The organism is Lysinibacillus sp. NPDC056185, assembly GCF_047737915.1.
In the GTDB taxonomy this organism is placed as follows: domain Bacteria; phylum Bacillota; class Bacilli; order Bacillales_A; family Planococcaceae; genus Lysinibacillus.
In genome coordinates this window covers 59,179-74,214 of sequence record NZ_JBLLLQ010000002.1, presented here as the reverse complement: position 1 = coordinate 74,214, position 15,036 = coordinate 59,179, and the positions used below count along the sequence as shown (strand labels likewise).

Genomic DNA, 15,036 nt, shown 5'->3' with positions numbered 1-15,036 from the left:
GAAAAGCTAAAGCACAGTTGTCTTAAAAAATTAAGATCTATGCGGAAGCGAGGCAGTGTGTCATGGAGCACTATAAGTAAGTGTGAATCAAGCCCGGAATATTAATTCCGGGTTATTTTTTTGTTTTGGTACTGCTAGCGGTACCGCCAATATTCCGGAAAATCTTCGACAAGAAAAAGCCAAATACCTTAACTCAAAAAAATGGTAAATGGATATATATGTTAAGATAAAAAAAACGCTTTACTGTTAGTTTTTCAACAGGGATATTTTATTAAAATTGAGTAAGTTATTTTAAACTATGAGAAGGTGGTTTTCAAGTGAAAAATATTTTAGTAATCGGCGGTTATGGTCAAGTCGGTACCGTAATCTGTAAATCTTTATCTCAGATTTACCCTGGAAAAGTTATCGCGGCTGGTAGAAATTTTGAAAAGGCAAAAAGGTTTTCTTTGTCTATGAATGACAAGGTTCTGCCGTTGAAACTAGATATTTATAATTTGGAGGCATCCCATGAAGTATTTACACACACGCAGTTAGTAATAATGTGCCTTGACCAAAAAGATACTAATTTCGTTGAAATGTGTATACAAAATAAAGTTCATTATATTGATATTTCCCCTTCCTATACTATCTTATCAAAAATTGAAAGCTTACATAGTAAAGCCATTGAATTAGGAACAACTTTAGTATTAGGTGTAGGTTTAGCGCCAGGTTTATCAAATCTAATGGTCAAAAATTTAGTGAATCAGTTTAATAAAGTTAACAGTACGGACACATTTCTAATGCTTGGTATTGGTGAAAAGCACGGAAATGACGGAGTAGAATGGTTGCTAAATAATATAAACACTAATTATTCGATATGTGAAAATGGTCAAAATAAGTATGTAAGTAGTTTTACTGATGGTAAATATGTGGAGTTACCTAAAAAATATGGGAAAAGAGTTGCTTATAGATTTAATCTGGCTGATCAACATATTCTCACTAAAACCCTTAATTTAAAAAACGTATCTTCTCGCTTCTTTTATGACTCGGACCTTGCAACAAAAGAATTAGCAATACTTAAAAAGTTAGGAACTTTTAAGCTATTAAAATATAAATTCTTTAATAATATTTTTATAAATATATTTGTGGGAGCTTTACATATTTTTGATAAATTAAAAATAGGCTCAAATGATTATTTAATTAAAGCGGAGGTACATGGAGAAATCGAGGGAAAAGAAGGAACCATTGAATCTGTATTATTTGGTTCAAATAATACAGAGATAACAGGTAATGTAGCCTCAATATTAGGGAATAAGTTAATACAAAATAATTATTCAGCAGGTGTACACTACATAGAACAGCTTTTTGACTTAGACGATATATTATCAATTCTTGATGAAGAAATAACTTTTAAGTACGAAATCAAATCCTTCAACTAACGATCATTTTACATGAAGTAGCTATCCAAATAGTCGATGTGAAAAATTGTACTTAAACTATTCAAGCGGTATAGTTGATGAAGGAACTAAATATGAAATCGAAAAACTAAAAATTTAAATACAGACAGGAGTTTGCTACGATGATTAAAGGTTTCGGAGGAATATTTTGGAGAACTAAGAATCTTGATGTTATAAAAAAATGGTACAGTGAAGTATTGAAGATTGAAATAGAAAATTGAAATGGGACTATGATTAAACCCCAATCAGGAAATGAGACGATTTTTTCTTTCTTTACCGAAGATGACAGTTATTTTCCAACAGAACAACAAGTAATGTTAAATTTCCAAGTACATGATCTAAACGAGACGATTAAGCATCTTGAACAAATGGGTGTACCTCTTGCAAAAGAACAAGAGATTAGTGAATTTGGAAAGTTTATTTGGATTGAAGATCCTGATGGTCGACTAGTCGAGCTTTGGGAGAAATAGCGCGTTGTAATACGTTGCAAATATAAAGGAAGTGCCTAATTCTTTTGAATTAAGCACTTCCCCTTTTTCTTTAGTTTGATGTTGTTTTCAAAAAAGACTGAAGAGCATCGAAGAAACGCTCACCGTATTTTTCGAATTTTACTTCACCAATACCACTTACATGACGTAAGTCTTCTAGCTCTGTTGGCTTTTTGTCACATAAATCACGCAATGTTTTATCAGAGAACACCACAAATGGTGGTACCTTTTCCTCATCTGCAATCTCTTTACGCAGTAATCGTAAATGCTCAAATAGCGGATCATTATCTACAAGCTTACGAACAGTAACAGCTTCTTTTCGCATGACCTGTCGATTCCCAAGTAGAACTTCTTTGCCATCCTCTGATACATAAATGGTTGGAAACGTGCCATGTTTAACGGCAAGAACGCCCTCAGCAATTAAAAACTCAATAAAGGTTGAAACATCCTTAGAGGAATATTGGCCTTTTAAAATGCCATAGGTAGACAGCCTTGCAAAGCCAAATTCCGAGACCTTTTGGTTTTTGGAGCCAATTAACACTTGGGCCACCATTGTCTTACCAAATTTTTGTCCCATCCTTACAACACAAGCTAACACCTTTTGTGCATCTACCGTTACATCTTTGACTTCCCGTCCATCATTACAATTACTACAACGACTACAAGGAGCCCCTGCTTCGTCGTCAAAATACGTTAAAATAGCATTTTGTAAACAACCTTCAGTATGACAATAATCAACCATCGTTTGCAGCTTTGCTAATTCCTGTGAAATACGTGTTTCATCCTGTGTTTGTTCAATTAAAAAGCGCTGTGTTTGAACATCACCTGATGCATAAAGTAAAATACAGGCACTTGGCAAGCCGTCTCGTCCTGCACGTCCTGCTTCCTGATAATAACTCTCCATATTGCGCGGCATTTGATAATGAATAACAAAGCGTACATTACTCTTATCAATCCCCATTCCAAATGCATTGGTAGCTACCATTATGCGTGCTTCATCTTTTAAAAAGCGCTCCTGCTCTGACATACGCATGTCCTCTGACAGGCCCGCGTGGTATTTTGCCACAGCTTCGCCCGAGCGACTTAAAAGCTCATAGATTGCGTCTACAGCCTTTCGTGTCGCTGCATAAATAATGCCCGCTTCATTTTTATTTTTCACTAAATAATTTTTAATGTAGCGCTCTTTGTTTTCACCAATTAACACTGAGAAAGATAAATTATCGCGCGAAAAGCCGGTAATCACCGTCGAATGCTCGTCAATTCCTAACAATTGTCTAATATCATCACAAACAGCTGGTGTAGCTGTTGCTGTCAGTGCTAAGACAGTTGGCTTTTGTGGCCACAATGTAAATAATTTTTGGATTGCTCGGTAACTTGGTCTAAAATCATGCCCCCACTGGGAAATACAGTGTGCCTCATCCACAGCAAGTAAAGGTACAGATAAATTCGATAGTACCTGTAAAAATGTTGCACTCTCTAATCGCTCAGGAGCTATATAAAGAAGCTTTAAATAACCTGCACTCGCTAGCTGCATCGTTTCATTCACTTCTTGCACGGTTAAAGTACTATTTATATACGCGGCCGGAATATTTGCAGCACGTAATGCTTCTACCTGATCTTGCATAAGAGAAATTAAAGGAGATATGACGACTGTGAGGCCATCTAGCATGAGTGCCGGAATTTGATAGCAAATTGATTTACCTCCGCCAGTTGGCATCACACAAAGACTTGATTGACCTCGTAATGTTTGTTCAATAATTGGTTCTTGTCCATTGCGAAATGAATCATAGCCAAAATGATGTTGTAGCATTTGTCTTGCTTGCTCCATCCAACTTTTCACTCCTCAGTTGTTAGGCGAATAAGCTTATACTCGCCCTGTTCATTTTTATTTATTTCATATACCATCATAGAGTTCGTAAGTGCCTCTTGACCAGCAGAATTTGTTAGTACATATTCTATTTTGGCACGAACTACAATATTTTGGCCTTTCATACTGATGTTTTTAATCGATGTATTGTAAAAACGAATTTTCGCTTGTTTCGATGCGTAATTCGCTACCATATTATCCAGCGTGCTTTGCAAATCGTCTGAACCTACAAAAGGCTTTATAACACTAACATCATGATTTTCAACAGCTGCCTTTAGATGCTTATAAAATGTATCTAAAAATAGCTTTATCTCATCGGCATTATAAGCAAAAATATTCTTTCCGTATTGTTCAATAGCTTGCTGAACTGCTTCTTTATCGCCATGTTCAATATATGGATTTAAGTTTTGGGATTGAGTTAGTCGATCACTTGTCTTCATTGTACCTGAAATCCAGTCATCCAATAACTGTACAATATCTTTATATGGCAATATAAACGGCTGTGATACACCGTTTTGCTTGCGTTTAAAATAGATGCCCACAAGTTCACCATTCTCTGCTTCTAGAACCGGGCTCCCTATTAGTGTATTTTCTTCTGCATCTATGTAATAAGCTGCTACGCCGTCACTATATTTTTTAATGATGTGCGGTAAGCTATCGACATAAACAGCTAACTGATTTAATTCACCGTTATAGATGGTCGGCATCTTAACCGATGCATTATATGGCACTTCTAAAATGGCTATATTATAAGCTGTAGATATATAGTGCACATCAGCTTCCATAAGTTTATCATTATTAAATTGCACGAGAGCAGCTGGCTTTGAAGCAACGAGCGCACCATTTGTCAAAATATAGAGCTTAGCGTCTTCTTTTTTAATAATAACTCCTGCACCAATTCCGTTCTCCCCAACTACTTTTACTTCCGGTACAATTTTTTCTTGCTGCTTCGTCACAACTTTTTCCGATTTCACATCGGTCTTTTTAATATGAAACACTTCTGCCAATGTTTCATTTTCACAGCCCGTTAATAATAAAGCTGTTGCTCCAAGAATGAGCACCTTTTTCCGCATACGTTCACCAAAACTTTCTATCAAATCTGCCCTTGCATAAGGCACGATGTTGGTCACTCAGGCATTCTCACAAGATGAGAAGTTCATGGATTGACTTCCTCTATCTCAGCGGATATTTGTACACCCGCCAAAAAGTAACCTCACCCCGCATTCATCTCATCACCAAATACTGAATGCAAGATAAACATCTTTCTTTACTATCATAAACAAGGTTACTAAACGTTTCAAGTTTACATAATAGTATTATTTATGAAAAGGTGTTATGAAAATATTGCCCTCACCTTTTACTCAATTCGTTATACCTAAAAAATTCAGCTCTTTTTTAGGTTTGCTATGAAAAATGACTTATAATTTGCGGTGAAAATGTTATTTAAAAAAGAAGTCTTCTCGTTCATTAATTTTATAGACAATACATTGTCCATTTTGTTATGATGATTTTAGACAATATATTGTCTAAAAGAAAGGACATCTTTATGAACAATGACTTATTTCTAATGCAACAAATATATTCAGCCCTTTTTTCTGTTGGCAATAAAATTCAAGTACAATCCGATCAATATTTAGAAAAATTAACATCTAGACAATTTATGGTTATCCTAGCTATTGCTCATTTACCTGAAGATAAAGCATCGTTCAATAATATCGCAAGAAAACTAGGAACGACTAAACAGAATGTAAAACAACTAGTCACTACTATGAAAAACAAAGGATATGTAGAAATTGCCCCTAGTCAGCATGATAAACGTGCGGTCAACACTACGATTACTGAGTTTGGTAAACAAGTTGCGTTAGAGGCAGGAGAAAAAGGAACATATTTTTTAGCAGATCTTTTTAAAAATTTTTCTACTAATGAACTAGAGACAATGTGGGGTCTATTAAAGAAATTATATAGTTTTGATGGTGAAGAACAGGATGGTTTTGAAGAGCACAGTAATTTAACAATGGATGAAAATCAAAATGACGTTCAGCTGAAGGTTTTAAAGGAGTTTGAAAGACGAAGAAATCATATAGAGGGAGAATGAGAAATGAAAAATAAATCCGAGAAATTAATTAATATCGAAGAATTTGTCTCGGTTAACGGTGTAAATCATTATTTATTTCATTCAGGTACTAATTATGATAACCCAGTATTACTTTATTTACATGGTGGTCCTGGTAGTGTTGAATCTCTTTTTGCTCATGCTTTTCAAGAAAAATTAGAAGAAACTTTTACGATTGTTCATTGGGATCAGCGTGGTGCTGGAAAAACGCTTACTAAAAACCCCGATAAGTACCCTACAATTGATGTCATGCTAGAAGATTTATATGGAATTATTCAATATTTAAAGAAAAAATATAAGAAGGAAAAGATCGTTTTACTCGGAAGGTCTTGGGGCACTATTTTAGGAAGTATATTTATTAAGCAATATCCTGAAGACATTTCTTATTATATTGGCGTGGCACAAGTTGTCTCCTTTCTTGAAAATGAGCGTGTTGCTTATGAAAAAATGAAGGAACAAATAGTTAAAGCAAATGATAAGAAAGCTTTAAAAAAGCTTGAAGCTATAGGAACTTATCCTGGAGAAAAAATAAAATTTGATCGAGAGTTTTTAAAGAAATGTATGAAAATACGAAAACTTCAAGGGAAATATGGTTTAGCTGCGAAGAGTGATCTTCCTGTATTTATATCAGCATTTAAAAGTCCTATTTTTAAATTATCGGATCTTTCCGCATTTTCAAAAGGACTGAAAGCAAATAGCAAGGTACATGAATTTTTAGAAGACTTTGACCTGACGACAGAATCCTCAGTTTATAAAGTTCCCGTTTATTATATTTTAGGTGAAAATGATTGGCAGGCTCCCTCCATTATTGCCGAAGAATATTTTACTAAAATTATTGCTCCCCATAAAAAATTATTTATCATTCCAAATGCCGGTCATCGAATTATGATGGACCAAACCACCTTGTTTTCTGATGCATTATTACAGATCTTTAATAATGAACAGGAAGCGTCCAGATCTTATAAAAATTCATAATAAAAAATGAGAACTAAAGAAAAGCCGATTTTTAATACACAAAGTGAAATCGGCTTTTCTCGTGTCCTATAGTTGTAGCTTCGAAAAAGAGACATGTTCGTATATTAGCGCATGTCTCCGCATTATTTTTTCTTAAGCATAATTGTAGTAGCTATTATGCCAATCATTAATATTATAAAAATCATATAGGTAAATGTATGGTTACCTGTCACATCATAGCAATAGCCAATCAGTATAGGGATAATGGAGCTTATCATAAAGCCACCTGAAAGCACCATAGATGACCAGCTATTTGCCTCCTCGTCATTTCTTGCCTCATCCAATGGTAACAATAACCCAATTGGAAATAAGCCACTTAATACGATGCCTATTATGAATACTGCAATCCATAATAAAGTCCCTGAGCCTAACCATAGCAACACAAAGCCAATCAAGCCTAGGAGCCCTAAAGAAAAGAGCCAACCGATTCGACTGAACCATTTTTCCATTAGTATAGGAACCAAAATGTTTCCAATCATTTGTACAATAGACATAAATGTTAGCATAGAGCTTGCTGCCCCAAGAGAAAAGCCCTTAGCCTGTACTATCGGTACTAGCCATGACATTATTGAGAAGAACAAAGATGTTTGTATGCCAAAGTAAATTAAAATGGTCCAAGCACGGGCATTTTTCCAAGGATTCCGTGCCGCATTTTCTGTCAATGCCCCTGTCTCTGGCAGCTCTTGATTTTGTATTGCAAGTAACCATATACAAAGAGCAATGATAGCAAGTATTGCCCAACTGCCAAGTGCCATCGTCCAGCTCTCATGAAAATGATTATAAAATGTCACGGTTAACGCAGCACTCAATGTTGCCCCTGTTCCTATTCCAAATGAATAAATACCTACAACAGTTGTAAAACGGTTCGGGAATTTTTTCTTTATATAGGCATTTAAGATGGGTCCAATAAGTGCAATGGCAAATCCTGCAGCAAAACTTGTGATTACAAGTAGTACATAACTTTCTTTTAAAAAGCGCAGCCCATTTGCTAATGCTAGGGTCATTATTAAGAGCGTAATTGCTGTTTTTGTTCCGAGTTTTCTTTGTAATGGTACTGCGAACGGTGCAAAGAGACCCATACAAAACACCGGAATAGAAGTTAAAAAGCTCATTTTTGTATTTGATATATGGAGTGATTCCAAAAGTACATTAAATAGTGGTCCTATTCCTGTGACTGCTGGGCGCATATTGAGTGCAACGAAGAAAATACTAACAACCACAAGTACCATGGAAACACGCCATTGCTTTTTCTCCATACTTTCTAAAAACCTTCTCTCTATTTTACGGTTAAAAATTCAACTAAATTTGTTAGATCTCAGAATTCTCACTATTCCCTTTTACCATTTTTTCTAGTATCGGTCAATTTAATGGCAATTAATGATGAAAAGATGCGGCTTATTCTACTTACATTTTTTTAGGCGCAACCATTCCCAATAAGGCTAACGATTCTTTTAAAACAATGGCTACACAATGACAAAATGCTAATCGTGATGTTCTCTGGTTGTCATCGACCAATATTTTATTTTGAGCATAATATTTATTAAATACACGCGCTAATTGCAAAGCATATTTAGCAATTTGTGATGGATCTGCTTGCTCAAAAGCGTTGGCAATTACTTTCGGAAACTGTTCTAGTAATACAACGACTGGCCATGCTTGCTCCCCTAATGCTTCAAACGATACTTCGTAACTTTGTTCATTTGCTTTTTCCAAAAGAGATGAGATACGAGCATACGTATATTGAATATATGGCCCTGTTTCACCTTCAAAATGCATCATGTGCTCAATCGAAAACTCAATATCATGAAGACGATTATTTTTTAAATCGTTAAAAATAACCGCTCCTACACCAACCTGACGTGCAATGTTCTCTTTATCCACTAGATTCGGATTTTTTTCCTCGATATTTCGCTTCGCAGTGGCAATCGCTTCTGTTAGTACATCTGCCAATAAAACGATCTTTCCTTTACGCGTCGACATTTTTTTACCCTCTTTTAGGATCATTCCAAACGGCACATGCTGTAAATCTTTTGCCCAATCGTACCCCATCTTTTCAATGACTTTAAATAGTTGGTGAAAATGAAGAGATTGTTCATTTCCTACAACATAAAATGATTTTTTAGGGTCATATTGGTGTTTACGATAAAAAGCAGCTGCTAAATCACGTGTAGCATAGAGCGTAGCACCGTCTGTTTTAGTTATTAAGCAAGGTGGCATATTATCTATTTCAACGACATAAGCACCCTCGGATTTCACAAGCAGGTCTTTTTCCTCCAACTCTTTAACAACAGCAGCCATTTTGTCATTGTAGAATGCTTCCCCAGCGAAAGAATCAAAGTTAATTCCTAGTAGTTGATAAATGATCTTGAATTCTTCGAGTGATTCATCTCTAAACCATTGCCATAAAGCTAATGCCTCTTCATCCCCATCTTCCAATGCTTTAAACGCAGTACGTGCCTGTTCATTGAGTGTTTCATCCTGCTCCGCTTCTTCATGGAACTTTACATAAATTTTTAACAGTTCCTCGATTGGGGCAGCTTCAATTGTTTTTGGGTCTCCCCATTTTCGATAGGCAACGATTAACTTACCAAACTGTGTTCCCCAATCTCCTAAATGATTGATGCGAATTGCTTGATAGCCGTTTTTCTCGGCAATGTTGGCCAATGCATTGCCGATCACAGTAGAACGTAAATGACCCATGGAAAAAGGCTTTGCTATATTAGGTGAAGAAAAATCCAACACTACATTCCCCTTCGATTCCTGCTGAGTCCCGTATAAATTTTCTTCTTTTACTATTTGACTAAGCACTTGATGTGTAATCGTTGGCTGATGGTAAAATATATTGACATACCCACCTACTACTTGAACATCTTGTATGAACTCACAGCTTACATTGTTTTTTATGTCGGATGCGATACTATTTGGAGATTTTCTTAATTTTTTTGCCAATGTAAAGCACGGAAATGCCAAATCCCCTAAGTCCAAATTTTTCGGTTTCTCTAGTAAACTTTGAATGTCATTGACAGATAACTCATTATTTAATGCCCCTGCGATGCTTTTCGCGATTTGTGTATGCATGTTCATTCTCCTCTCAAATAATCAATTTCGCCTTGGCGTAATTGCGTCCGGATTTTGAATTGTGCCCGCACAATTCATTCCTTTAAAAATCTGTGACATCCGCTGGAGGTTTTAGGCCAACAAATGTTTCCTGTGCGAAAGCGCAGTGCTAACGTAGCGTCAGCAACATGATGTTGGTCACTCAGTCGTTGCCACAGGACGTGGCGTTCTTAGACTGAGTTCCTCTATTTTCGGTAGGTGTTTGTACATTCACTGAAAAGGGACCACAGCTCCTTTTCATCTCGTACCAATAGAGGTAAGAGACTTCTACTGAATGAAGATAAAAAAAGCCCCCGTCTCTAAATATAGAGACGAGAGCATAGTTATCCCGTGGTACCACTCTAGTTGCCATATCAATATGACCACTTTCCATTGTTAACGAGGTGACTCCCCGATATTCTCTACTACTAATTCGAGAACCTTCTCCAAAGTGCGTTTCATTTATGGCTACTGCATTAGGCTCACACCATCCCTAATTCGCTTTCCAGTAGCTCCATAAACTACTCTCTTTTTCATCGAATTTACCTGTAATTTCAGAACATTCTACAGGAACTCCAGATCGAAGTCAACAGCCTTTTCAGAATTATCAAGAAATAAATTGTACATTAAAAATGTTCTGCTGAATAATTAACAATAACACTTCTTTCAGCCCGCCATACATTTCGCACCTTATTTTTCTTGATGTCATAATACGAGAGTACGCTCTCTTTAGGTATTTCCAAAATACTATAACCCTTTTTTTCATCAATAAAACTAGATAAGAAATAAAACCCTTCTTTTTTTTCATCGAATTTAACGGAGCGAATTTTCGAATAAATACCACTACTATCTAGTAAAGGCTTTACGGTGTTGGATTGGATATCTATTTCTACAACATGCGAAATAGGACTGTCTACAGCTTCATCATAACTGATAATTACAGAGCTAGCATCTGGTGCCAATGATGCGCCACTTATTAATCTCTCTACATCGGCTATATGTTTTATTTGTTGACCTTCTATATTATAAATATCTAAACTGTGTTTAATCGGCTGTAATTTCGTTTGATTTTTATTAGCCTCTGTAAGTTTCTTCTGATCTTCGTTCTCGGAGAAAGAGACTACAATTAATTGATTATTATTCGGGTTATAATTAAAATCTAAAACACTTCTGTCCTTATTGTCTTCTTCCCATATTTGTATTTTCTTTGTTTGAAGATTGTACGTAGCTATATGAAAATTTCTAAATTCATCTCTTAATAGTACTCTCATCAAGATAATTTTTTGGTCTTTGTCTATTTGGATAAAATCAACGTTATTAAATAAAGTGGTTAACTGTTTCATTTGATTCGTGTTTAGATCATTTTCAAATAATTGTATTGTATGATCTGATATGCCATCAGCGAAATACAATTTATTAGTACGTTCAGAATAAGCGAAAGCAGTATAATCCGCCGTTTCCTTACTAAATAGTAATTTACTTTTATTTTGAATCTGGTCAAAATGATAGAATGTAAACTTCAAACTTTTAGGATCAAACACGTTGATGTAAAGATTAGACTCAGATGCGTTATGATCATCAATTGAAAATATTTTTTTACTAAAGACAATGCAAATCATTACGATGATTATCAAAATAAATGTAAATCTCTTCAAGATTCCCTCCCTTTCTACTATAAAGTTTGCCATTTCATACTACTATTTAAAGTACCCCTCACTCTTACCTTCTAGAACTCTCCCTGAAGATTATTTAGCTTACGGGAAATACCACGTTTTTAATATAGGCTGTTTTCGTATAGATTGTTGCTCTATTGAAAATACTGAATATGGTTGAATATAATGCATTTTCAGGAGGCGTTCAATAATGTGGAGATATGTGTATGAAGCAGTCGGAGAATTAGGAAAAGCAGATCAACTAGCCTTATTTAAGGCAATGAAACAAGATCTATATCCAAAAGAAGAAAATAAAATGGAAAAATTACTTCCTAAGATCAAAGAGTCTCGATTTTCGTCTGGTTTAGGTTGTCTTCATTGTGGAAGTACTGCGGTAAAACGTAATGGTAAATATCGTTCTAGACAAAGATATTTATGTAAGGATTGTGGGAAAACATTTAATGATATGACAAATACGCCTTTTTCAGGTTCGCGTTATCCGGAAAAATGGATTAAGTACATTAAAATGATGATAAACGGTGTTACATTACCACAAATTTCAGACTCCTTGGAAATTCATATATCCACCGCATTTTATTGGAGACACAAGATTTTAAATGCTTTAGGAAGTCACGGCTTCAATCAATTATCTGGCATCATTGAAAGTGATGAGACTTTCTTTCGTGAATCTTTAAAAGGTCTTAGATTTACACATCGTAAACCAAAAAAAAGAGCAGAAAAGGATGAAAAACGAGGAATTTCAAATCAGAAAATTGCTGTAGTTGTAGCCCAAGATCGAAATAACAATATTATTGCGAGGATGGCGGGTAGAGGTCGTGTGAAAGCAGAAGAAATTGATATGGTTGTCAGGGATTATATAGCTCATTCTTCTTTGTTATGCACGGATACAGCTACCAACTATAAAAAATTTGCAGCAGCAAAAAATCTTCAACACGAAACAATTAATCTTAATCAAAATCAACGAGTAAAAAAAGGGATATTCCACATACAACACGTTAATAACTTCCATCGTCGTTTGAAAGGATGGATGGAACGTTTTCAAGGTGTTGGTACGTATTATTTGGATAATTACCTCTACTGGTATCGTTGGCTTGAGATACATAAAAACTTAGCATTTGAAAATCGCGTAGAGCAAATGCTTATTTCAGCTTGTCAAAAATCTAACTATTTTACAGTTGAAGCATTAAGACAAAACAAAAAGCATCTTTTTTTAGATGCTTTTTAAGCAGATTCAGTGGTTTCATCGATATGTTGAATGAATATCTGAAAGGAAATGTACAGTAAATGAAAATTTCGGCAGTTTGTAACTTTTTAATAGATTTTAAGTCTAATCTATTAAACAAATATTGAGAGGTCTGGGATCTAATGAAAAAAATGTTTATAATATTCGTTTTGTTGTTTCTTGTAGGTTGTAATAATGAAGAGAAGAAAACTTTTGAGTTTGCAGGTGAAATTCAAAAAATAATTGTGATTGGACAAGGAACAAATGCTAAGTTAGATAAACAAGAAGTTGAAAATGCCGCTGAAATAAAACTTTTTGAAGATGCAATGCAAGATGCCACTATATTATCACAACCTCATACAGATGAAGGCCCTTTATATAAGCTTGAAGTGATATACGATGATAACTCGAAAGAAATCATTGATATATGGTATTACGCGAGTGCAAATACAGGAATCTTTTATATGAATGATAGGTATTCTTTGAATGAAGAAGCCGTTCCAGCATTAATTGAACTTTTGGAGTCTTATAATGGAGAAAAATGATTTACTGAACAAAATGAGTAAATAATAAATAAGAAAATCAACTACTTATTACGAACATCCAAAAATTTATGAGAAGTCATATTTAAACTAACTGAGTGCTTTAGTTAAAAATTCGGTTTACGAAATATCAAAACAAAAAGACAGAGTTCATTCTCCACACATCTTGTAGATTTAATCTGTCTTTATGTTTTAATAACAACAATCTTTACGAAAACAGCCTTAATATAATAAAAGTAAAACCAGTATTATTTGGCAATCGTCTAATGAATGAACACGTAAGGAGGGACGATATGGAGGAAACAATAACAGCAAGCGGCTTATCACGAGCTCAGGTGATTGAGGAGCTAATGACCGGTAATGGTCAAGCGATTCTGCAGCTTGCTTATACATATGTACATGATACAGCCCTTGCTGAAGATTTGACGCAAGAGATTTTTATCAAATGTTATAAGGCCCTTTCAACATATCAAGGGCATGCCAGTTGAAGTCAATACAAAAACAAGGATAGTGCGCACCTTATCACCATGTCCTACTTCATAAGGAAGGTTAAGCCTGTATATTTCTTTTGCTTTCATAAATGGTGGCGTTATTGCAATCGGAGGAATTATCGGAGCTGCAATTACTAAAAAACAAATTGCATCATTAATAGGAAATTGGACTGGGACTGTTGGGTTCGCCAAACTCATAGTATCTAAGATAATTTTATTCTTTATTAGCAAACCATTTTTCACTTAAGTATTGAGAAAACCCGAGAATAATCGTAATACTAATGCCAATTAAAATAAATCGTATATCATTATTAGGTAAAATTCTATTTATGATAAAAACAGAAATCATTACAATAAGAGCAAATGTTATTGAAAATAATATTTTTTTCAGCATTCGTTACACCAACTTTTTTGATATATTGTTTATTATACCAATTTTCAGGTTGTTTTCTCAATGGTATTAAGCTTTCCCAAAGCGCCGTTTGGTAATCTTTCATAAAAAGTTGTTATTCCACAATCTGGCCCGTTTGTTGAATAGCATGGCTAATATTTTTAAATAACTTTATTATATTCCATATGGCCTTATTAAAAATTAAACAACTTTATTATCAGTATACAGATGGAGAACAACAAAGTTCGATATTTTAAAGAGGTATTTAAAAGGACCAAACATATTTTATATGACTAATATGTTTGGTCCTTTAATTTATTTAACTTTTTTCGATTTTGGTCTTGATAATTATTTTCTTCCTATGTTTTCAATCATATTATTTATCTGTTTGTTTTTGCTTTTTTTTCAAATACTCAGCACGTATTTTTTCTAGTTGCTGCTTTTTATCAAATTTGGCAGGCTTGTTTTTTTCATGATACTTTGTCACAGCCTTCTGACCTTTGGTATCCAATTGATATTTCCCCACTTTGTTCACCTACTTTTCTTATCTTTAAAGAGAATCTATTCAACAAATATAATATACCTTATTTTACTGAAGTAATCCTTTTTACTTTATTAGTATACTGCCTAACCTTGCATTTATCAGTAAAAACTTAGAAAAATAATTCATAATCAATGTGTAAATATTTATTCGATTGTAATA

General features: G+C 34.6%; 12 protein-coding genes, 1 pseudogene and 1 other annotated feature. Of the genes and pseudogenes, 7 read left to right on the top strand and 6 right to left on the bottom strand.

The window, feature by feature from the left end:
• The first annotated feature begins 317 nt into the window (after window positions 1-317).
• A complete protein-coding gene (locus tag ACMZ42_RS02815; RefSeq protein ID WP_415730477.1) occupies window positions 318-1,418 on the top strand; it encodes a saccharopine dehydrogenase family protein in 1,101 nt (366 codons plus the stop codon).
• A 140-nt stretch (window positions 1,419-1,558) separates the two neighbouring features.
• Window positions 1,559-1,906, top strand: a pseudogene (locus tag ACMZ42_RS02810) (VOC family protein).
• Between the two features lie 70 nt (window positions 1,907-1,976).
• Here the strand turns inward: ACMZ42_RS02810 and recQ are convergent.
• Window positions 1,977-3,752 carry a DNA helicase RecQ gene (gene recQ, locus ACMZ42_RS02805; protein WP_415730476.1) on the bottom strand — a complete coding sequence of 592 codons (1,776 nt, stop codon included), beginning with the start codon at window positions 3,750-3,752 and terminating at the stop codon, window positions 1,977-1,979.
• An 8-nt stretch (window positions 3,753-3,760) separates the two neighbouring features.
• Window positions 3,761-4,921, bottom strand: coding sequence for a hypothetical protein (locus ACMZ42_RS02800; protein ID WP_415730475.1), 1,161 nt, complete (start codon window positions 4,919-4,921; stop codon window positions 3,761-3,763).
• A gap of 416 nt (window positions 4,922-5,337) precedes the next feature.
• Here ACMZ42_RS02800 and ACMZ42_RS02795 point away from each other — a divergent pair, with 416 nt between their 5' ends.
• Entirely contained in the window at window positions 5,338-5,886 is a 549-nt protein-coding gene (locus ACMZ42_RS02795; RefSeq protein ID WP_415730474.1) for a MarR family winged helix-turn-helix transcriptional regulator, read from the top strand.
• Between the two features lie 3 nt (window positions 5,887-5,889).
• A complete protein-coding gene (locus ACMZ42_RS02790) occupies window positions 5,890-6,879 on the top strand; it encodes an alpha/beta fold hydrolase (protein WP_415730473.1) in 990 nt (329 codons plus the stop codon).
• A 122-nt stretch (window positions 6,880-7,001) separates the two neighbouring features.
• Here ACMZ42_RS02790 and ACMZ42_RS02785 read toward each other — a convergent pair whose 3' ends face one another.
• From ACMZ42_RS02785 to ACMZ42_RS02775, 3 genes are all read right to left on the bottom strand, one after another.
• Window positions 7,002-8,174, bottom strand: coding sequence for a CynX/NimT family MFS transporter (locus ACMZ42_RS02785; RefSeq protein WP_415730472.1), 1,173 nt, complete (start codon window positions 8,172-8,174; stop codon window positions 7,002-7,004).
• A 148-nt stretch (window positions 8,175-8,322) separates the two neighbouring features.
• Window positions 8,323-10,002 (bottom strand): arginine--tRNA ligase, encoded by a 1,680-nt coding sequence (gene argS / locus ACMZ42_RS02780; RefSeq protein WP_415730471.1) that lies wholly within the window; start codon window positions 10,000-10,002, stop codon window positions 8,323-8,325.
• A gap of 337 nt (window positions 10,003-10,339) precedes the next feature.
• Window positions 10,340-10,560, bottom strand: a binding site (T-box leader).
• A gap of 80 nt (window positions 10,561-10,640) precedes the next feature.
• Window positions 10,641-11,669, bottom strand: coding sequence for a hypothetical protein (locus tag ACMZ42_RS02775; protein ID WP_415730470.1), 1,029 nt, complete (start codon window positions 11,667-11,669; stop codon window positions 10,641-10,643).
• Between the two features lie 208 nt (window positions 11,670-11,877).
• Between ACMZ42_RS02775 and ACMZ42_RS02770 the strand changes: the two genes are divergently transcribed.
• The 3 genes from ACMZ42_RS02770 to ACMZ42_RS02760 all read left to right on the top strand — a co-directional run bounded on the left by ACMZ42_RS02770 (window position 11,878) and on the right by ACMZ42_RS02760 (window position 13,939).
• A complete protein-coding gene (locus ACMZ42_RS02770; RefSeq protein WP_415730469.1) occupies window positions 11,878-12,912 on the top strand; it encodes an IS1595 family transposase in 1,035 nt (344 codons plus the stop codon).
• A gap of 140 nt (window positions 12,913-13,052) precedes the next feature.
• A complete protein-coding gene (locus ACMZ42_RS02765) occupies window positions 13,053-13,454 on the top strand; it encodes a hypothetical protein (RefSeq protein ID WP_415730468.1) in 402 nt (133 codons plus the stop codon).
• Between the two features lie 290 nt (window positions 13,455-13,744).
• Entirely contained in the window at window positions 13,745-13,939 is a 195-nt protein-coding gene (locus ACMZ42_RS02760) for a sigma factor (protein WP_370081457.1), read from the top strand.
• A 770-nt stretch (window positions 13,940-14,709) separates the two neighbouring features.
• Here the strand turns inward: ACMZ42_RS02760 and ACMZ42_RS02755 are convergent.
• A complete protein-coding gene (locus tag ACMZ42_RS02755) occupies window positions 14,710-14,859 on the bottom strand; it encodes a hypothetical protein (protein ID WP_402871522.1) in 150 nt (49 codons plus the stop codon).
• Between the last annotated feature and the right edge of the window lie 177 nt (window positions 14,860-15,036).